Raw genomic sequence first — 22,450 nt, 5'->3', positions numbered from 1 at the left:
ATTGACAGGACCATTACAAAAAATTAACAAAGCATTGCGCTTACATAACATTAAGGAGAGGTTGATGGAAAGCAAAGTAGTTGTTCCGGCGAAAGGCGCTAAAATCACCATTGACGCACAAGGCAAATTAATCGTTCCGGACAATCCGGTTATCCCGTTTATTGAAGGGGACGGAATCGGAGCTGATGTAACGCCTGTAATGATTAAAGTTGTTGATGCTGCTGTAAAAAAAGCCTACGGCGGTAAGCGTGAAATCTCCTGGATGGAAATCTACACCGGTGAGAAATCCACTAAACTGTATGGCAGTGATGTCTGGCTGCCGGATGAAACCCTCGATTATATCCGTGACTACCGCGTGGCTATCAAAGGCCCTCTGACCACCCCGGTCGGCGGCGGTATCCGCTCCCTGAACGTGGCACTGCGCCAGATCCTCGATTTGTATGTTTGTCTGCGTCCGGTACGTTACTATGCCGGCACCCCGAGCCCGGTAAAACAACCTGAACTGACTGATATGGTGATTTTCCGTGAAAACGCGGAAGACATCTATGCCGGTATCGAGTGGAAAGCCGGTTCTGCGGAAGCTGATAAAGTGATTAAATTCCTGCAGGACGAAATGGGCGTAACCAAGATCCGCTTCCCGCAGGATTGCGGTATCGGTATCAAACCGTGCTCTGAAGAAGGAACAAAACGTCTGGTTCGCGCAGCGATTAACTACGCGATTGATAACGACCGTGATTCCGTCACCCTGGTTCATAAAGGCAACATTATGAAGTTCACCGAAGGTGCCTTCAAAGACTGGGGATACGAACTGGCACGTGAAGAGTTCGGCGGTGAATTACTGGACGGCGGCCCGTGGTTAAGCCTGAAAAACCCTAAAACCGGCAAACAGATCATTATCAAGGATGTGATTGCGGATGCATTCCTGCAACAAATCCTGCTGCGTCCGGCAGAATATGATGTTATCGCCTGTATGAACCTCAACGGCGACTATATTTCTGACGCCCTGGCAGCACAGGTCGGCGGTATCGGTATCGCACCGGGTGCCAACATCGGTGATGAATGCGCATTGTTCGAAGCTACCCACGGCACCGCACCAAAATACGCCGGCCAGGACAAAGTCAACCCGGGCTCAGAAATCCTCTCTGCCGAGATGATGCTGCGCCACATGGGCTGGTTTGAAGCCGCTGACTTAATCGTTAAAGGAATGGAAGGGGCAATCGCTGCCAAGACCGTCACTTACGATTTCGAACGTCTGATGGAAGGCGCTAAGCTCCTGAAATGCTCAGAGTTTGGTGACGCAATCATCAAACACATGTAATTAAGTTTACAGTGAAATAGTTAACGGGAACTTATTAGTTCCCGTTTTTTATTGTTCAGTCTGAAACGGTTATCAAAAAGTTTGCAAAATGATTTAGCAAAACGGTGTGAAATTTGTACAGATTGTGGGTGGTTTGAGGTTTAGATGTGCGGGTAAGGAGAGGGTCGCTTTGAGCTGGGAGTGGACATTCATCTGGTATACAAAAATAATATCGCTTAAGTCATCGGTGCTGCTACTTTAATCACTAGTTATCTCTCCCTATGTGACCTTTTATTCTAGATTAGGCGTTTCACTTCAACACCCCCCATGCTTTGAGTAACCAGTCCATCAATGAAGCCTCGTCGCTAAAAGATTTATAATTACTGTCCTTTCTGCCTCCACGCGGGCCAAACGTAGCGAGACTTACTGAAAACCCATCGCTGGTTTCCGATTTACTGATCCACATATGCAGGGTATCACCGTAGTTATAGCTATAATGTGCATCGCCATACTTGCTGCTCTGGGTGGGCTCTTGGTAGTTCCAGCGCCCTTTAAACTGCTCATTCTGTGCAGCCAAATCATCAGACAGGCGTCGAGTGGCCTTTGCTTTCGGGTGGTGAACCAGATCCGCAGTGCCACTTTTCATTTTGCGGATTTGATCAGCAATAGACCCGTTCGATACAGCAGATTCTTCCTGCTGTGGCTCTGCGTCTCTCCGCGCCGCTGCAATACTATTTTCGGATAATAACAGCTCTAGGGCTGCAATCTTCTCGCCGCGAGCCTTATGAGCGCGTACAACCGAGTTATAGCGGTCTACCATACCGTTGTAATCTGTTTTGAGAGTGGAAAGCTCACGACGTAACTCTGCTAGCAACTCGCTGCTGGCGGAGTCGCTCTTTATTTGCAGTAGGCTGGCTGGGTTTACGCCCTGCTCTTGCATCGCACCGGCCAGCATTTTTAATGCCTGCGCGGCTTCATTGGCGCTGGAGTTGTTAAACGCCACTTGCATGAACTTGTTCAATTTGGCATTCATGGTTTTATCTCCCATTAATCCAAAGGGTTGCGTAGCTGATATTGTGCACGAATTAAGATAGAGAAATATACATTAACTTAACAGCCAGAGGTAGCGGTAATTGCCATATCTGCACCTGGCACGAAGTGAACAAACTGACTGGGGTTAATGTCCGCTGTGAGCGAGAAACCATCGTTATCGTTAATTTAGAGAACCTGAGAGATTTAACATTTCACCAGTTATCAGCTCGAGCTTTATTTAGATTGTTACTTATTTTCAATCAACGCAATTTATCTTAAAATAATAAATAAAGTTATTTTTATGCTTTAGGGTGAGCTATATTCAAAAGTAATTTATTCTGGGGGAAATATACAGAATAGCCGGTGTTAGATATAATTAGTCTCGCATCTATATCATCGCATTCAGAATACCCCGAACTTAGTAATCCTTTCTTTAGCTCTTCAGGTGGCGAATCAAGAATCTCACCAATGCTATTAATATAATTTCTGGTTTTTATTACCTTCAATGTTGTTGATAAATTATATCCACTAGACATACTTCCCCCACCTGTTGGCATATACACCGTACCATCTGCTACAGTAAAACAGGAATTAGCATTGACTTCGCGTAAGGAAATTCGTTGTGCAGGCGTTATAGTTTCAGATGTCTTTATACCGTTAGAGACTTTGTAGCCTGATATTAATTGTGGCCAGTTATCATGAATTATTTGTAATATTGTTTGTTCTGCCCAATCGTTGTGCTTATAAATATTTATTGCATAAAAATCTTGTTCTGTAACAAATGCAAATAACAGAGGTCCTGTTCTTTCTATGAATCCTCCGCTCATATTAACTCCTAAATGAAAGTGGTGAATTCCCCATTCATTTAACATTTTATCCTGATAATCTAAATTGTTTATCCCTTTACTTAGATATGGAGTGAGGTTGTCTCCATTTGCAATACTTTTTTTTAATTTATTCCAGCCATCAAGCATATCCGGAGGGCAATTAAATACGAATGACTCATATATAGTACGAGGTTTAGAGATTATATTTCTCTCTTCAAAATAAATTACCTTAAATGATAAGTCTTCTTCTGAAAGTGAGTTTATGGCTGTATCATCAAATCCGTATTTATTTTTCAAGACATCTCTTAATAATTCATGCCAATCATGAATCAAATCATAGTTAATTTTCACAAAAACTCCTTTGAAATTATAATTCAATCCAAATTTGCAATTAATAAAATTAACATTTAATCTGTTTGAATTCAATTTATTTTTTTGAAAAATAAGATGTTTGGTATAAATCTTATGATTTTGAACATCCACTTTTTAGGACATATTGGATTTTTAAGTACTTCAAATTTGACTCAGAAACATCATTTAATGGATAGGTGAGAACTATAACTAACAGTTATTCGCAACTACCAATATTGTTTTTTGCTACCATGATTATCTATAACAACGTCCGCTCCTGGCACAAACCGGATATGTAGCCTAGAAGACAGATATACAAGTTTAACTATGTGAAAATAAAACTTTATACCAACACTCTTATCCAATCTTTGCCACGATCATCATGATATTTATCGGTTTGTTGTTGGTTTTTATGACCCAGCAGGTTTTTGGTATTAATTCCCTGTTCCCGGTATAAACGCTCTGACAATGACCGCATTTCATGAAATGTTGCAGGAGTGCCTTCACCCCAATCGATATCGGTTTTATCCCTGGCTTTTTTAAAGTTGGTGGTCAGAGTATTTGCGGAGACCTGTCCGCCGGGTTGCGACTGTGATGTGTTTCGTGTGTAGTGGACTAAATATTTACTGACATACAGATCACGGCATACGGCAATCACATCCCGCAGGCTGATATTGAGTGCCTGACACCGGAGGGAGAGGGGGATAGTAAGCCGCGTTCCGGTTTTTTGCCGGATAACATACAGATGGTCATCCCATATATCACGGAATTTCATTTCTGAAATATCTCCGGGGCGCTGTCCGGTAACAACAGCCAGTAACATAGCGTTCCCGGGTTACCTTTCGCCGTGGTTGCTTTGTCGCTAGAGCAGGGTTATATCCCGGCGGAACTTCACCGGCATGTTGTGATTCTTTGAATAGATCGATCAATACCGAACGGACATTCAAACACGCAATCACGGGGTTTTTATACGTGCTGTTCATCAATTTCCTTATTAACAACTTGCCCGGATGTCATATCAGGCGTTAACTATAGCGATTGATGGTTTGCTTAAGGTACCGGTATGAAAAAGAATGATCTGATTGATTATATTCAGCATAACTACGGCACACCCCCTGATTATCCGTGGATTAAATATCCGGATTATGCCGTATTCAGGCACCGGGGGAATTCCAGGTGGTTTGCTCTTATTATGTCAGTATCTGCTGATAAAATAGGTGCCGGAGACGCAAAGACGATGGCGGATATTATTAATGTTAAGGTCGCGCCCGAACTGGTGGGTTCTCTCCGCTTAAAGGAGGGCGTCTATCCTGCGTATCATATGAACAAAGAACATTGGGTTACAATAATACTGGATGACAAGTTTAACAGCGGGGAATTGAAATCACTGATTGATGATAGTTACAGACTGACGCAATAAGCGTTATATGTGTATCACATTATTTATAAGCTAACATCCCGTATTTACGGGATTTTTTTGTTATACATCTCATTCCGTAAAGAAGTGTAAACTATATATTGAAAATTCAGACACTATCCTTATATAGATAACGTACCCGGATAAGAGTAATTACCGGATAAGAAAAGCAGTGGTATATAATCAATAGTAAATTGAAATACTGAAGGAGGAATTATGCAGAACATTAGTTCTTTTTCATTATTTCCGGCATTATCTGACAGCTTGCTGTCAACGCGTTTTGATCAGATGGATCGTTTATTCAGCCAGCTTACGGGCAACAGACCAATAACCTCAGAACATCCGTACAATCTGAAGCAATTAAATGATGCGCGATATCAGCTGACGGTTAGTGTTCCCGGCTACAGGGAAGATGAGCTTGAGGTATCACTGAAAGGAGGCAAGCTCAGTATTCAGGGCAAACAGCCTGCTGAAGTGGTTAATGAATCAGAGAAATGGGTACATCAGGGGATAGTAAAAAGCCAGTTTTCATTAGAATTTAACCTTGGTAAGAATGTTAAAATCCAAAATGCAGAGTTATCCTGCGGATTATTGACATTGGATATAGAGTATGAAATTCCGGAAGAAGAAAAACCACAGTTAATCGCTATTGAAAATAAAGATACCAAGGCTTAATTTTTGATTCTGTTTACCCTGTGGAAACTGTCAGACCGGCGGGTTCCGCAGGGCTTGAAAATGACAATATTGATACGATATATATAGTGCGCTGTTGTTAATAGTATTTATGTGGATTAAAGGTATATATAACAACAGTGCAAGCCTCACTTCGGTGAGGCTTTGAGATTGCTGACAAAGCAGGATAAAACGTGGTTTTTCCTGCTTTGTGTTATCAGCCGAAAATCAATAAATTGATTTTCCTGGTTTATTTTTACAACCTCTGTTGGTCGTCGCCAACCCCTGCGGGTTTGTCAACGGCCTGAAGCCTCACTTCGGTGAGGCTTTTTTATTATCAGATTATCTGTTTTTAGTGATGTGATAATTTTGTTTTTATATGCAGGGTAAACAAGTCAAATAGCTTTGCTTATTGATTTTTCGACAGCTCTGCACTCAGGGCTGATTCCATCGACCTGATCTATTTTCCCGGGCTGGTTCCCTTCCGGTGTATCCATTTTAATAACGCATACATTTTGTTCCGGCTGGTGCCTGGTTTTTGGTGAACAGCCCGCTACCAGGAAAAAGGAGACGACAAATAATAATGCCTTGGTTTTGTGCATATAAACAGTCCTGTATTGCAAAGTGTCAGTGCTTAATGCTATCAGAGTAACAGCATGAAATAAAAAATATTTTATACATTCTGACTCATTTTAACGCCTTTAAAACATATCACCCGGTTACGGTATTTTCCTGTTAATTATCCGGCGGCGGATAATTAACAGAAAAGCGAGTACTGAAAGACATTCAGCGGATGCAAAGCAGCCGGAATAATGCCTGACGACCGGAGCATCAGCAGCGTAAATCACTATACTGTTTTGCTTTCCTTTTGCGCCAGTATGTCCGGAAGATTTATTTCTATCCAGTCTGCCAGCATGGCGACTTTTTCACTTATCTGTTCACCGGAACCGGTCAGGGTATACTCGACGTGGGGCGGTAATACCGGATATGACACGCGATTAATAAAGCCATCCTGTTCCAGCGCCTGTAACGACTGAGCTAACATTTTCTCACTTATTCCGCCGATCTTGCGTCGTAAGTCGCTGAAACGGTGTGTCCCGTCACGAAGGGAAATTAAAATCAGTATCCCCCAGCGGCTTGTTACATGTTTAAGAATTTCCCGGGAAGGGCACTGCGCGGCAAATAAATTACCGTCGCGTAACTGTTGGGATAATGTTGAAACTGCCACGTTACACTTACCTTTTTGTATGTACTTACTTTAAGTAAGTCTAGGTGTTATGTTAACGAAACACAAGTGATACATTAAGGAGCTATCTTATGATTGCGATTACCGGTGCGACAGGCCTCCTGGGCCAGCATGTTATTGAAAATCTTCTGCAAACAGTCCCGGCAGGCCAGATTGTGGCGATTGTCCGTAATCCGGCAAAAGGTGCATCCCTGAGCCGGAAAGGCATTTCTGTACGTCAGGCTGATTACAATGATGAAGCATCATTAATCAGGGCGTTACAGGGGATTGAGAAACTGCTTCTGATTTCCTCCAGCGAAATCGGGCAGCGTGTCACGCAGCATCGTAATGTGATTAATGCTGCAAAATCAGCCAATGTGAAATTTATTGCCTATACCAGTTTGTTACATGCCGATACCTCTCCGCTGGGTTTGCATACTGAGCATGTGGAAACAGAAAAAATGCTGGCTGATTCCGGTATCCTGTATACCCTTTTGCGCAATGGCTGGTATACGGAAAATTATCTGGCCAGTGTGCCTGCTGCGCTTGAGCATGGTGTCTTTATTGGCGCGGCCGGAGACGGAAAAATCGCTTCCGCAGCCAGAGCTGATTATGCGGCGGCTGCAGCCCGTGTTATCAGTGAAGACGGGCATGAGGGTAAGGTGTATGAGCTTGCCGGAGATGAGGCGTGGACACTAAGCCACCTGGCGAAAGAACTGACTGAACAGAGCGGAAAGAATGTTGTGTATCAGAACTTGAGTCAGGCTGATTTTGTTGCTGCACTGAAAAATGCGGGCTTACCAGATGAGCTGTCTGAAATGCTTGCTGACTCTGATGTTGGTGCGTCCGGAGGAGGATTGTTCGATGATAGTCATACTCTGAGCAAACTTATCGGGCGGCCAACAATAACACTTGCTGAAAGCATCAAAAGTATTCTGTAACTTCTCTTCCGGCAGAGTTTCTGCAGGCGCAGAGTACGGTATTTGCTGGTGGTAAATAAACACGATACCGGATGGCTATTATTAAAGCAGATACAGCTGAAAGAAAAAAATAGCCCGGCTATTGCCGGGCAAATTAATAATGGAAGGGATACTTATGACTTCTGCAACCGAATATACCTGCCGAAAGTTAAACGAAATATAAACAAGTATAATTACCTGGCATCAGATTTGTAATTAAGTCTAATGTGGCTGATTCATCTTTTTATTGGTCATTAAATTATAATTTTGGATTTTTTGCGATAAATATCTTTCATTGGTAAATGATTATTCTGATTTGTCGATTTTTTGTCGATGGTTTTGTTTGTCAGTCAGCATATTATGCTTTACCCTTAATATATGTTTATCAGGGGGTTCATAATGAAAGATATTAATTTTATTGTAGGGCAGAACATCCGCGACTTAAGACACCGTAACGGCTTGACTACTAAGATGTTAGCCAAAATGTTGGGAGTATCACAACAACAGTTGTCAAGGTATGAACGGGGTGTTAATAAAATAGATGTCAGTGTTGTATTTAAGATAATAAATATATTTCACGTATCCTATGAATATCTGTTTCCTGAAACTGAAACTGAGAATGATTATACTGAATCAATAAAAAGCTCCTTTGTCTATATGGAGCCTTTGGCAATCTGATAATACAGAAGGTATAGTCACAATGTTATTTATTACTAAAAATAATGAGTATCATTCTTATTAAAATATAAGCAAAGCTATCTATGACTATTCTCTTCGTGATGATGGTGCTGTGACAGTTATCAGCCGGGGCCGGGATACGAATAACAACAAATAGAAAGAGAGTACCGGAAAGGTCAGTTTTGTTAACTCTGCCGATACAAAAGCGTTGCAGATATCTTTCTCCGGATCTTTCTGTGGTGGTTATAATCTTATTAAGCTTGATGATAACTATCAGTATTCATTATAACCCGCTTCGGCGGGTTTTTATCGGGAAAATCTGTGCTGTCACGTATCACCCGCGTCTGCCGCAAATGTGGCTGCACAAAGATTATCACTGACCGTAGTGAGTACTGCACAGAAGATAGTATCTTTGCATGCCAATCCCCCCCGGAAACAGTTGACCCATAAAACCAACCGATATATAACAAAATATATATCGATTCCGGTGGGTAATAATGATGAAAAAGTATCTGATTGGTTTTATTGCTGTCGTTTTTTCATTTTCGGGCCAGGCGGCGAGAGAGTTTACAGATCAGCTGGGGCGCAAGGTTATTATTGATGCTCATGTTGAGCGGGTAGCTGTTCTTCAGCATCAGACACTGAATTTACTGGTTCAGCTGGATGCGACGGACAAAATTGTGGGCGTGATGGGAAACTGGCGTGAGCAGCTTGGTCAAAATTATGAACGGCTGGTACCTGAATTAGTGAAAGTGCCCAGTGTTGGTGATCTGAAAAGTGTCAATCTTGAAAGTCTGGTACAGCTGAAACCGCAGGTGGTTTTTGTCACTAATTATGCACCACAGGAAATGATCGATAAAATCACGCAGGTCGGTATTCCGGTTGTCGCCATTTCACTGCAGAAAGACAACAGCAGCCACGCCAAAAATAATGTGAATCCTGAGCTTGATAATGAAGAGCAAGTCTACAATGACGGGCTGAAGGAAGGAATTACTCTGATTGGTGATATTGTTAATAAGCCGGATAATGCAAAAGAGCTGATTAAACAAACCTTTGACAGCAGAAATATAGTAATCCAACGTCTGAAAGATATTCCTGAAAATCAGCGTGTTCGTGCTTATATGGCAAATCCGGATTTAACCACTTACGGTTCAGGAAAATATACCGGTTTAATGATGCAGCATGCCGGCGCAATGAATGTCGCCGCCGCGACCATTAAAGGGTATAAACAGGTTTCTCTCGAGCAGGTTATCAGCTGGAACCCCGAAGTTATTTTTGTTCAGGATCGCTATCCTGGTGTTGTTGACGAAATTAATAATGATCCCCGCTGGCTGGTTATTGATGCAGTGAAAAATAAACGTGTCTATTTAATGCCGGAATATGCCAAAGCCTGGGGATATCCGATGCCGGAAGCGATGGCAATCGGTGAATTATGGATGGCTGCTAAATTGTATCCGCAGAAATTTGCCGATATTGATGTGGATGCGAAGGTGAATAACTGGTATCAGAAATTCTATCGTACTCACTATCAGGGTAGTCATTAATGCATATTATGGCGGCCGGCAGTCTGCGGGGAGTACTGACTGCTATTTTGGCCCGTTATTCCGGTAATAAAATACCACCGGTAACCTGTGATTTTGGTCCGGCCGGTTTATTGCGGAAAAAAATTGAATCCGGGGTAAAGTGCGATCTGTTTTTGTCTGCGGATCGGACACATCCGGAAGCATTACTCCGGAATAAGGTAGCATTCAGGGTTGAGCCTTTTATTGTCAATTACTTAGGAATTACTACCACCACTGAATTAGCCGGACAGTATCCTGACTGGCAGCAATTACTTCGTGCACCGGATTTAATTATCGGTACTTCCACGCCGGTTGATGACCCCTGCGGCGATTATGTGGTGCAGCTTTATTCTGAACTCAGTAAAACCGATCCGGAACTGGCGAAGAATATCCGTAATCGTACACGACATCTGGCGGGCGGAAAAAATTCTCCGGTGATGCCTGCGGGACAAATGGCATCTCAGTGGCTGATTCATTCTCATCAGGCAGATATATTTATTGGTTACCGGCACTATCAGAAAAAAGCGTCAGAACTTCCCGGGCTGGCGACAATAGCTATTCCGGAGGCGCATAATATCAAAGCAATATATTGTATGGCTTTAATATCACCGGTAGCACAGACCTTTGCTGATTATCTGTTACAGACTGAATCACAACAGATTTTTATTGAAAATGGTTTTATGTCTCTTAGCTGAAGAAACTAAAAAAGCGGCTAAAAATATGACAGAAAATGTTATAGTAAAACAGCCGGATAAAACCAATATGTTGAGAATTCAACCTGAAGACCGGGGCTGAGAGTGAAAGGAAAAAACGTTATTATTGTTCACGGTTATACTGCATCACCGGCAGATAACTGGTTTCCGTGGTTAAAAAAAGAGCTGGAATTGCTTGGTGCCACCGTTACTGTTCCTGCGATGCCGGAACCGCATTCTCCCGATCCGCAAAAATGGCAGCAATGCCTTATCAGCAACAATATAACAGCGGATGAAAATACGATTTTTGTCGGGCACAGTCTTGGGTGTATTACTGTATTGCGATATATCGCTGAACATATTCCTGAAAGGACAAAACTGGGTGGCTATATTTTAGTCTCCGGTTTTGATTGCAGTCAGGAGACACTACCTGAGCTGGATGCTCATGTTCAGTATCTTCTGAATTATACTAAACTGACTGATATTTCCGGTAAACGAATATCAGTCATATCGTCTGACGATTGGGTGGTCAGCCCGCAGGCATCTGTAATGCTGGCGGAGTCGTTGCAGACTCAGGTTATTATTGAAAACAACGCCGGACATTTTCTGGACAGGGAAGGGTATACGGAGTTTCCGGCGCTGCTTAATATATTCAGAACTGTTTTTTGATCCGGAAAGAATACAGAGTGGTTTGGTACAAATAATGAAAATAAGGCCTTCAGCAAGATTTTTCATCTTAAACAAACAAAATGAAATATTATTATTTCATTTCCGGTTTAACAGCGGTGCTCTGTCAGGTGAATCATACTGGGCGACGCCGGGCGGGGGGCTTGAACCGGGTGAAACCTATGAACAGGCTGCATGCAGGGAGCTCAGGGAGGAAACCGGGATTATCCGCGATAAACTTGGTGCTGTGGCAGCGGAAAACACATTTCCGATGCTTTTGCCAAATGGCGAAACAGTGATGGCAGAGGAGCGATTTTATCTGGTCAATGTCAGTGATGAAGAACTGAATTTTTCTGACTGGACTACGCAGGAAAAAGAGGTAATAAATGACCACAAGTGGTGGGCGTTAAGTGAGCTTACGAAAACAGAGCAACAGATTTTTCCCGTTGAAATTATTGTGCGGATTTTAAGCGAATACACCTCTGGTGAGAAATAAAAATAATGATAAAAGAAATCCGCCGACAGATGGCGGATTTCCTTCTTGTACACAGAAAAACCCCGGCTATGCCGGGGGATATTTATTGATTTTAACGTCAGTCAATGACTTTTATTTTTAAAGGGCGGAATTTGCTGTAACACCATAATCCGATGAAAATCATTGTTCCGAAAATAGCAGTAAATACACCAATAAAAGCCACCCCGATAAGCAGGGAAGCCGGCAGAGCCGCGATACCTGTGATTAACTCACCATTTACCAGAACAGTACCGTAGCCAAACGCCCCCATAATGCCTGAAAGCAGTGAAATAAATATCATCGGAATGCTTAGCCCTATCAGGATCAGTTTGTATATTACGGATGCATTTACCTGCTTTTCGTTCACTGAGGTGCTCATTATATTTCCTGACGTAATATGAATTGGTAAGTTCTGATGTTAAGGCTATCTGTCGCCATCACAAAACAACGCTCCTGATTAGGGATAACATGATCTTAGCGTATATACGACAGTTCTGTCACTATTCTGGTGGCTGAGTGCAGTCAGGCAGAGTGGCCGGTGATGAGGAAATAATATAAGCCTGCACAGATCTATGTTATGGATGGTTTTCTCATTATATATGTTTTGACGTATGTGTTTATTCGGGAGTATATTAGTCCGCAGTAATCATACAGGAGCGGATATGGAATCGTTACAACTGTTTAAAATATTAAGTGACCGGACAAGGCTGGATATCATATTGCTGCTCAAAGCATCAGGTGAACTGTGTGTTTGTGATATTTACACCGCGTTAAACCTGTCCCAGCCGAAAACTTCACGACATCTTGCTATGCTCAGGGAATCAGGATTATTGCTCGATTCCAGGCACGGGAAATGGGTTCATTACCGGTTATCACCCGCTTTGTTGCCTTGGGTCAGAAATATTATCGATGTTGCGTTCAGTACAGAAAAAAACAGGGTGTCACACCTTTTGAAAGTAATAACCGATAAAACGTCATCCGGATGTTGTTCCGGCTGATTTTTTTAAATTAACATATGTGTTTTTTCATATGTGTTTGTTGCGGTGAAAAATGTTTTTCCTGTATTTGGTGTTTACGGTACGGATAGTTCCCTGAAAGAGGTTTTTATGTTTATTGCGGCATTAATATTTATTCTGACCATTGCATTTGTTATCTGGCAGCCCAAAGGACTGAGCATAGGCTGGAGTGCGGCTGCCGGTGCATTGGCTGCATTATTATCCGGGGTGATAACCGTTCAGGATATCCCGGCTGTCTGGAATATCGTCTGGAATGCAACGGGCACATTTGTTGCTGTTATTATTATCAGTCTTATTCTGGATGAAAGCGGATTTTTTGAATGGGCAGCGCTTCATGTGGCAAAGTGGGGCGGGGGAAAAGGTAAATTATTATTCAGTTATATTATCCTGCTCGGTGCATGTGTTGCGGCCTTATTTGCTAATGACGGGGCGGCTCTGATATTAACGCCTGTCGTTATTGCTATGTTACTGGCTCTGGGGTTCAGTAAGGGCACAACGCTGGCCTTTGTGATGGCTGCGGGATTTATTGCCGATACTGCAAGTTTACCGCTGATAGTGTCAAATCTGGTGAATATTGTCTCCGCTGATTTCTTTAAGATCGGATTTACGGAATATGCGTCGGTCATGGTGCCGGTGGATATTGCCGCTATTATTGCAACACTTGTTATGCTGCACTGGTTCTTTCGCCGGGATATTCCAAAACACTACGATACGTCAAAACTGAATACCCCCGCATCGGCGATCAAAGATATGAAAACATTTAAAGCGGGATGGTTTGTTCTGGTTTTACTGCTTACCGGTTTTTTTGTTCTCGAACCGCTTGGTATTCCGGTTAGTGTTATTGCGGCGATTGGAGCATTCGTTTTATGGTTGGTGGCATCATATGGAAAAATGATTAATACCCGGAAAGTATTGCGCGGTGCTCCGTGGCAAATCGTTATTTTCTCACTGGGTATGTACCTTGTTGTATATGGCCTGAAAAATGCGGGGCTCACTGATTACCTGTCAGAAATATTTAATTATCTTGCAGACAAGGGTATATGGGCTGCAACACTCGGAACGGGTTATATCATCGCTTTTTTATCTTCTGTGATGAACAATATGCCAACCGTTCTTGTCGGTGCATTATCGGTTGAAGGCAGTAATGTGACAGGTCTTGTTCAGGAAGCGATGATATACGCGAATGTTATCGGTGCAGATTTGGGACCTAAAATTACCCCGATCGGGAGCCTGGCAACATTATTGTGGCTGCATGTTCTGTCTCAGAAAAATATGGCGGTTACATGGGGGTATTACTTTAAAACAGGCGTTATTATGACCATTCCTGTTTTAACGGTGACCTTAGTGGCTCTGGTCATCAGGTTGTCTTTACTGAATTAATGCAAATTATTTTCATAAGACAATCAGCTGCAAGAGAAACTAAATATAGTAGTTTCTTTTATTAATGTAAAAAATGACGGGGAAATTGATTTTATATTTTACTTAGTCTCAGGTGGTATTATCAGTTAATAACGGTGTGTTATTTTTCACTGCATTTACATATAAAATAATCTTATGTAATAATGCCGGGGTCAATTATCAGGAATTAACCTTATGCATTATGTAGTTATATCTCATCTGTCATTATGTCTGCTTGTTGGTTGTGCTGAGGCAGGAAATAAAAGTCACTCTGAACTAACGATAGCCACCAAAAAAACACCCGATAATCGTATAAATAATACCACCGGTAAGCCGGGCTATATGCTTGCCGGTCGTTCGAAATTCGAGCAGGATGCAGAAAAAAGCCAAAATAAACAGAATGAAATTTTTAAAGCCGGACTAAAAGAAAGCAAAAACACCGGTATCGATAGTGATTTTTCTTATAAACCCAATGAGTTTCCTTCCTATACTTATGGCCAGTATGCGGCGCCGGAGTTTGTCTGGAATAGTGAAAAGCAGACTTACGAAGTAAAACCATCAGCACGTATGACCTTCACAATAAGACCCTGATTTACTGCCGGTTGTGCCGGAGCTGAATCTTCGTGAGGGCAGGCAGCGAAAAACGGATACGGCATTAAACCGCAAACCAATGTCAAATTTTCAGCGTCTGATCTTTGATTTGCAGGCGGAAATCGCAGATGATGATTATATAGTCACTGACAGGAGGTAAATTGTTATGTTTCCGGAATACCGTGATTTAATTTCCCATCTTCGCCAGAATAACCTTGAGTTCCGCACGCTGTTTGATAAACACAATCAACTCGATCATGAAATAGCCCGGCTGGAAAAATCAGACAGAAGTGGCTACAGTGAGGAAGTGGTGGAACTGAAAAAACAAAAATTACGCCTGAAAGAAGAGATCCACCAGCTTCTGAAAAATCCGCCGGAAGATGACTGAATTTCCCTTATATGCCATCGGTTTATCCGGTGGCTTTTTGTTTCAGGCTGAATAATACGGGGGAAAGAGGATGATTCATTACCGGCAGATGGAAAATACAGACTGCGGAAAGGTTGCTGCATTATTACAGGAAAACGCACAGTCACGGCAGGGGGGATTATCGGGAGAATACCCGCTGAAAAAAGTCGAAACGATGTTTGCGCATGCACTGACAGTGATTATTGCTCAGGACGATGACGTGATTGCAGGTGTGGTATTCAGCTTCCCGGTGCAGTCCGCACAAATATCCCCGGTGACCGCACTGATCTCACAGCAATTTGGTGAACTGCTGGAAAATAACTGGTTTTATGGCCCGGTCTGTATCGCAAAGGATTATCGCGGACAGGGGATTTTATCGGCATTATATAAACAGGTGTGCGCGGAAAACAGCGGAAAGCCGGTTGCATTTATTAATCAGGATAATGAGCGCTCTGTTCGTGCGCATCTGAAATCCGGCATGAGAGAAGCAGGGCATTTTATCTGTAATGAGACCCCGTATTTACTGATGATTGGCCGCTGAATATCATCGGGAATTATCTTTTATGGTTTTTATTTCCTGTTTTTACGTATCAGTGACTATACTGAAATCGTCATTATGATTTGCCGTATTAACATGATTTTTCAACCTGAGGAGCTTGTTATGGGGTATTACGAGTTAAAAAAATCGACCAAAGATGTATCACAGCCGTACTATTTTGTCCTGAAAGCCGGTAACCATGAAATTATCGCCACCAGCGAGATGTATGCATCAAAGCAGGGGGCGCTGAATGGTATTGCCTCCGTGCAGAAAAATGGTCCTTCTGAAGAGATTAAAGACCTGACCGGTAAATAAAATAAGCAGCAGAATTAATAAGGCTCCTGAACACATCAGTGAGCCTTTTCTTTTTTACGACGCTGAAGCCATCCTGGCTGAAATACAATACCGGTTGTCCTGCATGCAAAAGCGAACTCCCCGCGGGCTGTTTATAGTAAAGGCAACGATTATGTTAAGCGGGGCTGTTTCTGTGTTTCTACTCTTATTTGCGTGTGGCTGTCTTGTCGGGTCAACAACCGTGTTATTCGGTTTCGGCGGCGGATTCTTTATTGTTCCTCTGCTTTATGCGCTGTTAACGGCGACTGCTGACAGTCATACCGCTGCCGCCGCCATGCATATTGCCGTGGCCACGTCTACCGGCGTGATGATATTCAGCTCATCAATGGCGACACTTCGTCAGCATCGCGCAGGAATGATTAACTGGCCGCAGGTACGTCCGCTGGCAGGTTACATTGCCGCCGGTGCCGTCGCAGGCGCGCTGATGGCGATCGCAGTTCAGGGGGCGTGGGTCAGATGGATTTTTATTGCTTACCTTGCCATTACTATTCTGGACAGCATTTTCCGCCCCGGATTTATGACTCAGTCAGCTTCTCATTTGCGGGAAATGCCGGCGGGTGCCACTGCGGCAGCCGGTACTGTCATTGGTGTTGTGGCAGCCTTTCTGGGTGTGGGGGGCAGTGTTATGACGGTACCGCTGATGCGCCGCCGTGGTGCGGAAATGGCACAGGCGACCGCCATGGCAAACCCGTTATCTTTGCCGATGGCACTGACCGGTACACTGACTTATATTCTTCTGGCCCGCAATGAAACATCGGAATTCGGCAGCGGATTTGCCGGTTATGTGGATATTCAGGCCTTTGTTTTACTGATTGCCGGCTCCTGGCTGGGGCAAAAACTCTGTGCTCCGCTGATTGGTCGTATCCCGGACCGATTCTATGCCAAATCTTATCTGGCTCTGCTGATATTTGTACTTCTGGTTATGATCATTGTGCAGTAAACCGGATATCTCCGCCGAAAAATAATGATATGAAGCGAAACGGTATCTTATATATTACCATCCGATTTTGTGATCTATCAGCTTTACTTATGTCTTTGGATGTCTTTAAATATCTTCGGGTTCTTTGTTTGTCAGATACTAAGCAAGGTTTACAGGAGACTCGATCATGTCACCAATGACGAAAAGTACGATGGTATACCCTACTGGTTTCTTCACCTGCATCGCGCTCATTATCTTTGTTATTGCGTTAGCAGTTTGATGACGGGTAATTAAGACGAAAGGAAAACCTCCCGTATGACGGGAGGTTTTTTACGGTCTCGGTATAGCGCCGGTTTAATCCGCGGATAACACCGTTATCATAATCAGATTGCGCTCTGTTTTTCCTCTTTAACTTTTTTTGCTTTTTTTCCTTTCTCATTTTTTACTTTTGCATCGTGTTTTACGGTTTTAGCATGACTGTCCGCTTTAGTGGCGGTAATACCTGAATGTGCCGCAGAAACTGCCGGTGCGGATGTCGATGCCATTGCACCGAAAGAGAATAAACCGGCCAGCGTTGCAACAATAAGAGCTGAATGTTTCATTATGATATCCTCAGGATTACGGGAGTATTTATACCTGCTCAGCGGGTATGGATGAAACATATTCCTGTTTTTTTCGCCGCACAACGGGATATACATAAACAGTGGCAATATTTTCAAATCCCCGGAAAACTGACAAATACTGATATTTCACTATAGTTTGTGTTTATAAAAAATTACTTATTAATCATCTGGTTATGTTGATATTTTTTGTAGGGTAAACGAATCATCAACAAAAAATAAATTTATTATTTGTCCGCATTCAGTTTTTTTTGTAATTCAGTTGTCAGCCGGATCAGGTGCATCTTGTCTTTTTCTGAAAGGTATGTTGTGTATTTATCCGTAAAGCGATTAATACGCTCCATTCCTTTGATGATCTTTTCAGCTGCTTTATCTATATCGTGTTGATTTGTATTCATTGTCTTTTCCTTTTCAATAGCGGTGTTATTACTATTATCAGAAAAAATAGTAATTAATAGCTTAAATTGAATTAATCCGGTTCATCATAAATAATTAAGGGAATCTTCATTTTCTTTTTTCCGGAGAGGATTATCGTGAAAGGTTAAATAAGAAAATCCGCTCCGGAATACGATCAGGAGGCGTTTTTTTCTTCATCCGTCAGCTTAAATTTACCGGACATCACATCGAATACCAGTTGATCAGGTTGCATATCGGGATGGTCACATACATAGGCTTTCACTGCCCCTGTTCTTTTCGGGGCAATAAAACCGGCCAGTTCCCGGAAAATACGTTTTTCCACATTGCATAATCCGCCTTCGCGCATTTCCATCGGGTGAACGAGTACCGCGTAGCGGGGACTGAATATTTTTTTCCACAGCGGCAGCGGGGAGGTCAGGCGTGAAACCGTCTTTTGCAGTGTTTTGGCGGCAGAGAGCATATCCCCGACCAGCAACCGGTTTGTGGTAAAGGGTGTTTCCGGTATCCCCGTCATTTCACGGTGCGTTCTGACATCACGGACGACAATTTTGTCCTGATAGAGCAGGATATAAAGGTAAAAGATATTCATAAGTCACTTTCCGGGCTGATATTGTTATCAGATCAATTTTAAATCTGCTGATAAAACAATCCATTACTTTTTTCTCAGGTGTTGATCCGGATCTTGTCATTGACGGATTTCAGATCATTCACTACGATATTAATTCATTCAAATGAATTAAATATAGGTGAATTATGAAAACGATTAATACTGCAATACCGGCCGGTTTCTCTTTACAGGAGCGGGATCGCCGCTGGAATCTGGCGCGCGACATCATGCGCCGGCGCAATCTGGATGTTCTGATTGTTTACGGTGACCGGGAATCGGCTGCACCGGCCCCGTTTTGTGTGGATCACTATTTTACGAATGATCGTCTTGGCTCTGTGGTGATTTTTTATCAGGATAATGACCCGGTTGTCGTGACATTTGCGCCGATGATGATTGCTGACCATATGCAGGCCGCAATGCGCGGGGATAATCAGTGGTTGTCGCCGTCACAGATTATGGTCGGCAAAACCGGGCGTAATATCGGTGCGCTGCTCAGGGAAATGAATGTCCCGGCGGCGGCACAAATCGGCGTGATCGGGCTGGAGCCGTATCCGCCGTTCTATTTTGATGGTGCAATGCCGTTTAATACCCTGACCGGGATTAAAGAAGCGTACCCGCAGGCGGCGATCGTGCCGGTCTATCGTGACTTTTTTGTCCGCGCATCAGTGAAAAGTGAAGAAGAACTTGCTCATATCCGTCATGCTGCGGCGATTGGTGAAGCCATGAGTGAAGCGATGCGGGTGACTGCTGTACCGGGAAACAGCGAGGCGGATATTGCGGCGGCAGTGACCGCCACCTGTTTATCCGCGGGTGGTTTTACCGCTGAGATTCTGATGGGATCCGGTCCGGAATATATCGGCTGGGGTCAGCCGGCCTGGCAGTACCGTTCACAGAAACCAAGAGAGATTGTGTCAGGTGATATTGTATTGTCCGAAATTTTTGCACTGTACGGAATGTATGAAACCCAGCATCAGGCTGCCGTTGCGGTCGGAAAAATCCATCCGCAGCTGGAAAAAGCAGCTCTGGTCGCCAGAGAGTGTTATGACATTGGGGTGTCATATCTGAAAGAGGGTGTGACATTCGGGGAAGTGGTGGATGAAATGGAAAAACCATTGCTGGCTTCCGGCGGCTGGCATGTGCATCCGCTCATTCACAGCATCAATCCGTATGGCCCGATCGGCTTCGGTACTGCGCCGGGTATTGAGTCTCTGCCGCTGGTATCCCGTTACCGTAAAGTGGAACGTTTGCCGAATCCCGGACGGGAGCTGGTGCTGAAAGCGGGAATGAGTTTTGCATTTGAACCTAACTGTGCCTTTGGCTATCATCTGTGTAACCTTGGCGGCACGGTGATTGTCGGGAAAAACGGCGGAATTGAGCTTAATGATAATTCCACCCGGCTGATGCGTGCTGATCTCTGATTATACCGGTGAATGCCGCAGATGACGGATAAGATGAATAAACATGCGCTCTCCTCAGAGCAGACCAAAGAGAAACTGATACAGGCGGGCGTCCGCCTGTTTGCCCTGAGCGGCGTCAGCGGTGTCCGGACCCGGCAGCTGGCGGAGGAGGCGGGTGTGAATCAGTCGGCTATTCCTTATCATATGGGGGGAAAGTCGGGTGTATATGCGGCGGTGATCCGTAAAATCACGGATGATCTGGCGGCAGTCACGGATGTGAGCGGGATTGATGCCGCCACGGCAGCATTGATGGTACAGGCGCATCCCGGTAAAACAGCACTGAAAACGGTTCTGACCAGTATGGTTACCGGGCTGTGCAGAGCACTGCTGTCGCCGGAGCGTGCGCTGTATGCCACACTGATTTTACGGGAACAGCTGGAGCAGACTGAAAATTATAATGTAATTTATCAGTCTTTTATCGAACCATTTCATGAACAGCTCACCCGTCTGGTACGGCTTGCGGATGTACAGGCAGATACCAAAACAGCGATTATCAGGGCACATGCACTGATAGGACAGATTCTGGGATTTGTGGTGGCGCAGAAAGCCTATCTTCGCCGCAGTGAAGAAAAATCAGTCAGTGAGGATTCACTGACAGCCATTACCGGACAGATTGTGCTGCTTTCATGCCGTGCACTGGGACTGGATCAGGAGTGAGAAATCGTGCCGGACGGTGTCCGGCACTCTTAAGTTTGCTGTCATTACCAGCCGGGAACAGCCCCGCCGTTAAACAGGGTTTCAGCGGCCTTTGCTACTTCCGGTGACTGATAAGCTTTGATAAATTTCTGCACATTCTCTGCGTCTTTATTATCCTCACGCGTGACAATAATATTGACGTACGGCGATTCTTTATCTTCGATAAACACACTGTCTTTTACCGGAGATAAACCGGTCTGCTGAAGATAGGTGGTGCTGATAATCGCCACAGTCACTTTCGGATCTTTAATCACCCTTGGTAACTGGGCACCTTCCAGCTCCATGATATTCAGTTGCAGCGGATTTTCGGTAATATCAAGCGCGGTAGGTAACAAACCGGTACCGGACTTTAATTTAATCAGCTTCTCTTTTTCCATTAATAATAATGCGCGACCCAGGTTTGTCGGGTCATTCGGCATAGCGATAGTATCGCCGGTTTTTAATTCACTGATATTGCTGATTTTATCGGAATAACCGGCCATCGGAAATACAAAGGTATTCCCCACTGCGACCAGATTATAGCCCCGTGCATTATTGTCCTGAGCCAGGAACGGACGATGCTGGAAAACGTTGGCATCGAGGTCACCGTTGGCTGTCGGATCATTCGGTAACAGGGAGCCGCTGAAGCCGACCAGTTCGACATCCAGTCCGTATTTTTCTCTGGCCACTTTTTTGGCAACCTCTGCCACATCCTGCTCGGCGCCATTAATCACACCGACTTTAATTTTTGTCATGTCAGTTGTGCCCTTATCACAACCCGACAGTAAAAATCCCAGCGCTAAAACAGCACCGGAAAAAAACAGAGAAAATTGTTTTTTCATTATGTTCACCATTCTGTTTACTGAAAGTATGTCTCAGTAAATAGCGGCAAAATGAAAGAAAGGTCAACGGGGAGGGTGATGCAAAAATTTCATCTTGACAGAAATAAAAAAAAGCCCGCAATCCGCGGGCATAATCACAACATTTCTTCAGGGTACTCTCTACTTGGATGAACTTACTATACCGGAGCGGATGTGTAGTAGTGTCCGGCTTTTTAAAGTCTGGTTAATGTATTATCGGGATTTGTCAGTGAATGATGACAAAATGTGACAAAGGACACGTTAATATTTGAAAGTTATTATGATGAGAAAAAAAGAATATAGCACACCGGAAAAAGGTTGCTGTATTGATCAAATACGCAGTTACTGACCTGTTCCGGAAAATATATTCCGTTATACTCATTTCGGAAGCCTGCACAATGATAAGTAATGCATATTGTTATTTATCAATGATAAATGGAGAAATAATATGCCAAATAAAATCTTTTCACCAAAATATAATCCTGTTGAGCGGGTGGCTTTTGATATGGCACTGGCTCTTGCATCAAAAATGGAAGCAGTTAATACACCTGCACAATTAATGGACGAGATTGCGGCACTGTATCCGGAATGCTACAAAGTTGCTGATAATCAACGTAAGCGGGAGTATCTCGGATCACATGTAAAACTGCATTCGGTCGGATAATGTGATAAACGCCGGAGGCCCCGGCGTTTATCTGTC

28 protein-coding genes and 1 pseudogene are annotated in these 22,450 nt (G+C 43.6%); 19 read left to right on the top strand and 10 right to left on the bottom strand.

The window, feature by feature from the left end; genetic code table 11:
- Positions 1-64 precede the first annotated feature (64 nt).
- Positions 65-1,318 carry an NADP-dependent isocitrate dehydrogenase gene (gene icd / locus AAZR23_RS08400; protein WP_046894958.1) on the top strand — a complete coding sequence of 418 codons (1,254 nt, stop codon included), beginning with the start codon at positions 65-67 and terminating at the stop codon, positions 1,316-1,318.
- A gap of 289 nt (positions 1,319-1,607) precedes the next feature.
- Here the strand turns inward: icd and AAZR23_RS08395 are convergent, their stop codons facing one another.
- The 3 genes and pseudogenes from AAZR23_RS08395 to AAZR23_RS08385 form a co-directional block, all read right to left on the bottom strand.
- Complete coding sequence (locus AAZR23_RS08395) at positions 1,608-2,330, bottom strand: hypothetical protein (protein WP_434691850.1); 723 nt, start codon at positions 2,328-2,330, stop codon at positions 1,608-1,610.
- 298 nt (positions 2,331-2,628) lie between these two features.
- Positions 2,629-3,507, bottom strand: coding sequence for a hypothetical protein (locus tag AAZR23_RS08390; protein WP_434691847.1), 879 nt, complete (start codon positions 3,505-3,507; stop codon positions 2,629-2,631).
- A gap of 343 nt (positions 3,508-3,850) precedes the next feature.
- Positions 3,851-4,448 (bottom strand): annotated as a pseudogene (locus AAZR23_RS08385) (tyrosine-type recombinase/integrase); the annotation flags it as partial.
- Positions 4,449-4,570: 122 nt separating this feature from the next.
- On the opposite strand from AAZR23_RS08385, the gene AAZR23_RS08380 reads away from it, so the two are divergent.
- Both AAZR23_RS08380 and AAZR23_RS08375 read left to right on the top strand, forming a co-directional pair.
- Positions 4,571-4,927 (top strand): MmcQ/YjbR family DNA-binding protein, encoded by a 357-nt coding sequence (locus AAZR23_RS08380; protein ID WP_054425848.1) that lies wholly within the window; start codon positions 4,571-4,573, stop codon positions 4,925-4,927.
- A 213-nt stretch (positions 4,928-5,140) separates the two neighbouring features.
- Positions 5,141-5,599 carry an Hsp20 family protein gene (locus tag AAZR23_RS08375; RefSeq protein ID WP_218426296.1) on the top strand — a complete coding sequence of 153 codons (459 nt, stop codon included), beginning with the start codon at positions 5,141-5,143 and terminating at the stop codon, positions 5,597-5,599.
- Between the two features lie 392 nt (positions 5,600-5,991).
- Here the strand turns inward: AAZR23_RS08375 and AAZR23_RS08370 are convergent, their stop codons facing one another.
- Positions 5,992-6,198 (bottom strand): thiamine biosynthesis protein ApbE, encoded by a 207-nt coding sequence (locus tag AAZR23_RS08370; protein ID WP_166708145.1) that lies wholly within the window; start codon positions 6,196-6,198, stop codon positions 5,992-5,994.
- 245 nt (positions 6,199-6,443) lie between these two features.
- On the bottom strand, positions 6,444-6,824 hold the full coding sequence (locus AAZR23_RS08365; protein WP_046893963.1) for a winged helix-turn-helix transcriptional regulator: 381 nt from the start codon (positions 6,822-6,824) through the stop codon (positions 6,444-6,446).
- Between the two features lie 89 nt (positions 6,825-6,913).
- Here AAZR23_RS08365 and AAZR23_RS08360 point away from each other — a divergent pair, with 89 nt between their 5' ends.
- From AAZR23_RS08360 to AAZR23_RS08335, 6 genes are all read left to right on the top strand, one after another.
- Positions 6,914-7,762 carry an SDR family oxidoreductase gene (locus tag AAZR23_RS08360; protein WP_434691842.1) on the top strand — a complete coding sequence of 283 codons (849 nt, stop codon included), beginning with the start codon at positions 6,914-6,916 and terminating at the stop codon, positions 7,760-7,762.
- A gap of 417 nt (positions 7,763-8,179) precedes the next feature.
- A complete protein-coding gene (locus AAZR23_RS08355) occupies positions 8,180-8,458 on the top strand; it encodes a helix-turn-helix domain-containing protein (protein WP_434691840.1) in 279 nt (92 codons plus the stop codon).
- Between the two features lie 497 nt (positions 8,459-8,955).
- Entirely contained in the window at positions 8,956-10,002 is a 1,047-nt protein-coding gene (locus AAZR23_RS08350; RefSeq protein ID WP_434691839.1) for an ABC transporter substrate-binding protein, read from the top strand.
- Positions 10,002-10,715 carry a substrate-binding domain-containing protein gene (locus AAZR23_RS08345; protein ID WP_434691836.1) on the top strand — a complete coding sequence of 238 codons (714 nt, stop codon included), beginning with the start codon at positions 10,002-10,004 and terminating at the stop codon, positions 10,713-10,715. Before AAZR23_RS08350 ends, AAZR23_RS08345 begins: the two co-directional genes overlap by 1 nt.
- 102 nt (positions 10,716-10,817) lie before the next feature.
- Complete coding sequence (locus AAZR23_RS08340; protein WP_434691833.1) at positions 10,818-11,381, top strand: RBBP9/YdeN family alpha/beta hydrolase; 564 nt, start codon at positions 10,818-10,820, stop codon at positions 11,379-11,381.
- Between the two features lie 34 nt (positions 11,382-11,415).
- A complete protein-coding gene (locus AAZR23_RS08335) occupies positions 11,416-11,874 on the top strand; it encodes an NUDIX hydrolase (RefSeq protein ID WP_434691831.1) in 459 nt (152 codons plus the stop codon).
- A 97-nt stretch (positions 11,875-11,971) separates the two neighbouring features.
- On the opposite strand, the gene AAZR23_RS08330 is transcribed toward AAZR23_RS08335, so the two are convergent.
- A complete protein-coding gene (locus AAZR23_RS08330; RefSeq protein ID WP_434691829.1) occupies positions 11,972-12,271 on the bottom strand; it encodes a hypothetical protein in 300 nt (99 codons plus the stop codon).
- Between the two features lie 283 nt (positions 12,272-12,554).
- On the opposite strand from AAZR23_RS08330, the gene AAZR23_RS08325 reads away from it, so the two are divergent.
- The 7 genes from AAZR23_RS08325 to AAZR23_RS08295 all read left to right on the top strand — a co-directional run bounded on the left by AAZR23_RS08325 (position 12,555) and on the right by AAZR23_RS08295 (position 17,135).
- Positions 12,555-12,890: a metalloregulator ArsR/SmtB family transcription factor gene (locus AAZR23_RS08325; RefSeq protein ID WP_072056878.1), complete on the top strand. Its 336-nt coding sequence runs from the start codon at positions 12,555-12,557 to the stop codon at positions 12,888-12,890.
- Between the two features lie 108 nt (positions 12,891-12,998).
- Positions 12,999-14,288 (top strand): arsenic transporter, encoded by a 1,290-nt coding sequence (locus AAZR23_RS08320; protein ID WP_434691826.1) that lies wholly within the window; start codon positions 12,999-13,001, stop codon positions 14,286-14,288.
- A 213-nt stretch (positions 14,289-14,501) separates the two neighbouring features.
- Complete coding sequence (locus AAZR23_RS08315) at positions 14,502-14,897, top strand: hypothetical protein (RefSeq protein WP_434691824.1); 396 nt, start codon at positions 14,502-14,504, stop codon at positions 14,895-14,897.
- 166 nt (positions 14,898-15,063) lie between these two features.
- The gene (locus tag AAZR23_RS08310; protein ID WP_046893968.1) at positions 15,064-15,285 is read left to right on the top strand and encodes a YdcH family protein; all 222 of its coding nucleotides are present in this window, start codon (positions 15,064-15,066) and stop codon (positions 15,283-15,285) included.
- A 70-nt stretch (positions 15,286-15,355) separates the two neighbouring features.
- Positions 15,356-15,844: a GNAT family N-acetyltransferase gene (locus AAZR23_RS08305; protein ID WP_264997850.1), complete on the top strand. Its 489-nt coding sequence runs from the start codon at positions 15,356-15,358 to the stop codon at positions 15,842-15,844.
- A gap of 120 nt (positions 15,845-15,964) precedes the next feature.
- The gene (locus tag AAZR23_RS08300) at positions 15,965-16,156 is read left to right on the top strand and encodes a YegP family protein (protein WP_046893969.1); all 192 of its coding nucleotides are present in this window, start codon (positions 15,965-15,967) and stop codon (positions 16,154-16,156) included.
- A gap of 172 nt (positions 16,157-16,328) precedes the next feature.
- On the top strand, positions 16,329-17,135 hold the full coding sequence (locus tag AAZR23_RS08295; protein ID WP_434691819.1) for a sulfite exporter TauE/SafE family protein: 807 nt from the start codon (positions 16,329-16,331) through the stop codon (positions 17,133-17,135).
- 362 nt (positions 17,136-17,497) lie between these two features.
- Here the strand turns inward: AAZR23_RS08295 and AAZR23_RS08290 are convergent, their stop codons facing one another.
- The 3 genes from AAZR23_RS08290 to AAZR23_RS08280 form a co-directional block, all read right to left on the bottom strand.
- Complete coding sequence (locus AAZR23_RS08290; RefSeq protein WP_434691817.1) at positions 17,498-17,716, bottom strand: hypothetical protein; 219 nt, start codon at positions 17,714-17,716, stop codon at positions 17,498-17,500.
- A gap of 245 nt (positions 17,717-17,961) precedes the next feature.
- On the bottom strand, positions 17,962-18,132 hold the full coding sequence (locus tag AAZR23_RS08285) for a hypothetical protein (RefSeq protein WP_434691815.1): 171 nt from the start codon (positions 18,130-18,132) through the stop codon (positions 17,962-17,964).
- 173 nt (positions 18,133-18,305) lie between these two features.
- Positions 18,306-18,740, bottom strand: a complete 435-nt coding sequence (locus tag AAZR23_RS08280; RefSeq protein ID WP_218426285.1) for a hypothetical protein — start codon at positions 18,738-18,740, stop codon at positions 18,306-18,308.
- Between the two features lie 164 nt (positions 18,741-18,904).
- On the opposite strand from AAZR23_RS08280, the gene AAZR23_RS08275 reads away from it, so the two are divergent.
- Together AAZR23_RS08275 and AAZR23_RS08270 are read left to right on the top strand one after the other, a co-directional pair.
- Positions 18,905-20,176, top strand: coding sequence for a M24 family metallopeptidase (locus tag AAZR23_RS08275; protein ID WP_112549531.1), 1,272 nt, complete (start codon positions 18,905-18,907; stop codon positions 20,174-20,176).
- Positions 20,177-20,209: 33 nt separating this feature from the next.
- A complete protein-coding gene (locus tag AAZR23_RS08270) occupies positions 20,210-20,872 on the top strand; it encodes a CerR family C-terminal domain-containing protein (RefSeq protein ID WP_434691811.1) in 663 nt (220 codons plus the stop codon).
- Between the two features lie 44 nt (positions 20,873-20,916).
- Here AAZR23_RS08270 and nlpA read toward each other — a convergent pair whose 3' ends face one another.
- On the bottom strand, positions 20,917-21,732 hold the full coding sequence (nlpA, locus tag AAZR23_RS08265; RefSeq protein WP_107678919.1) for a lipoprotein NlpA: 816 nt from the start codon (positions 21,730-21,732) through the stop codon (positions 20,917-20,919).
- A gap of 466 nt (positions 21,733-22,198) precedes the next feature.
- On the opposite strand from nlpA, the gene AAZR23_RS08260 reads away from it, so the two are divergent.
- On the top strand, positions 22,199-22,414 hold the full coding sequence (locus AAZR23_RS08260; protein ID WP_247717238.1) for a hypothetical protein: 216 nt from the start codon (positions 22,199-22,201) through the stop codon (positions 22,412-22,414).
- Positions 22,415-22,450: the final 36 nt, after the last annotated feature.

Origin of the sequence: Morganella sp. Je.2.23, from assembly GCF_051129855.1 — a bacterium.
In the GTDB taxonomy this organism is placed as follows: Bacteria; Pseudomonadota; Gammaproteobacteria; order Enterobacterales; family Enterobacteriaceae; genus Morganella; species Morganella sibonii.
Note: the sequence above shows the minus strand (reverse complement) of the source record. Positions and strands in the feature narration are given on the sequence as shown.

Excerpts from the sequence above, each read along its gene's own strand:
- icd (WP_046894958.1), top strand. The coding sequence starts at position 65 with ATGGAAAGCAAAGTAGTTGTTCCGGCGAAAGGCGCTAAAATCACCATT.
- AAZR23_RS08395 (WP_434691850.1), bottom strand. The coding sequence starts at position 2,330 with ATGAATGCCAAATTGAACAAGTTCATGCAAGTGGCGTTTAACAACTCC.
- AAZR23_RS08380 (WP_054425848.1), top strand. The coding sequence starts at position 4,571 with ATGAAAAAGAATGATCTGATTGATTATATTCAGCATAACTACGGCACA.
- AAZR23_RS08375 (WP_218426296.1), top strand. The coding sequence starts at position 5,141 with ATGCAGAACATTAGTTCTTTTTCATTATTTCCGGCATTATCTGACAGC.
- AAZR23_RS08370 (WP_166708145.1), bottom strand. The coding sequence starts at position 6,198 with ATGCACAAAACCAAGGCATTATTATTTGTCGTCTCCTTTTTCCTGGTA.
- AAZR23_RS08360 (WP_434691842.1), top strand. The coding sequence starts at position 6,914 with ATGATTGCGATTACCGGTGCGACAGGCCTCCTGGGCCAGCATGTTATT.
- AAZR23_RS08355 (WP_434691840.1), top strand. The coding sequence starts at position 8,180 with ATGAAAGATATTAATTTTATTGTAGGGCAGAACATCCGCGACTTAAGA.
- AAZR23_RS08350 (WP_434691839.1), top strand. The coding sequence starts at position 8,956 with ATGATGAAAAAGTATCTGATTGGTTTTATTGCTGTCGTTTTTTCATTT.
- AAZR23_RS08345 (WP_434691836.1), top strand. The coding sequence starts at position 10,002 with ATGCATATTATGGCGGCCGGCAGTCTGCGGGGAGTACTGACTGCTATT.
- AAZR23_RS08335 (WP_434691831.1), top strand. The coding sequence starts at position 11,416 with ATGAAAATAAGGCCTTCAGCAAGATTTTTCATCTTAAACAAACAAAAT.
- AAZR23_RS08330 (WP_434691829.1), bottom strand. The coding sequence starts at position 12,271 with ATGAGCACCTCAGTGAACGAAAAGCAGGTAAATGCATCCGTAATATAC.
- AAZR23_RS08325 (WP_072056878.1), top strand. The coding sequence starts at position 12,555 with ATGGAATCGTTACAACTGTTTAAAATATTAAGTGACCGGACAAGGCTG.
- AAZR23_RS08320 (WP_434691826.1), top strand. The coding sequence starts at position 12,999 with ATGTTTATTGCGGCATTAATATTTATTCTGACCATTGCATTTGTTATC.
- AAZR23_RS08315 (WP_434691824.1), top strand. The coding sequence starts at position 14,502 with ATGCATTATGTAGTTATATCTCATCTGTCATTATGTCTGCTTGTTGGT.
- AAZR23_RS08310 (WP_046893968.1), top strand. The coding sequence starts at position 15,064 with ATGTTTCCGGAATACCGTGATTTAATTTCCCATCTTCGCCAGAATAAC.
- AAZR23_RS08305 (WP_264997850.1), top strand. The coding sequence starts at position 15,356 with ATGATTCATTACCGGCAGATGGAAAATACAGACTGCGGAAAGGTTGCT.
- AAZR23_RS08300 (WP_046893969.1), top strand. The coding sequence starts at position 15,965 with ATGGGGTATTACGAGTTAAAAAAATCGACCAAAGATGTATCACAGCCG.
- AAZR23_RS08290 (WP_434691817.1), bottom strand. The coding sequence starts at position 17,716 with ATGAAACATTCAGCTCTTATTGTTGCAACGCTGGCCGGTTTATTCTCT.
- AAZR23_RS08285 (WP_434691815.1), bottom strand. The coding sequence starts at position 18,132 with ATGAATACAAATCAACACGATATAGATAAAGCAGCTGAAAAGATCATC.
- AAZR23_RS08280 (WP_218426285.1), bottom strand. The coding sequence starts at position 18,740 with ATGAATATCTTTTACCTTTATATCCTGCTCTATCAGGACAAAATTGTC.
- AAZR23_RS08275 (WP_112549531.1), top strand. The coding sequence starts at position 18,905 with ATGAAAACGATTAATACTGCAATACCGGCCGGTTTCTCTTTACAGGAG.
- AAZR23_RS08270 (WP_434691811.1), top strand. The coding sequence starts at position 20,210 with ATGAATAAACATGCGCTCTCCTCAGAGCAGACCAAAGAGAAACTGATA.
- nlpA (WP_107678919.1), bottom strand. The coding sequence starts at position 21,732 with ATGAAAAAACAATTTTCTCTGTTTTTTTCCGGTGCTGTTTTAGCGCTG.
- AAZR23_RS08260 (WP_247717238.1), top strand. The coding sequence starts at position 22,199 with ATGCCAAATAAAATCTTTTCACCAAAATATAATCCTGTTGAGCGGGTG.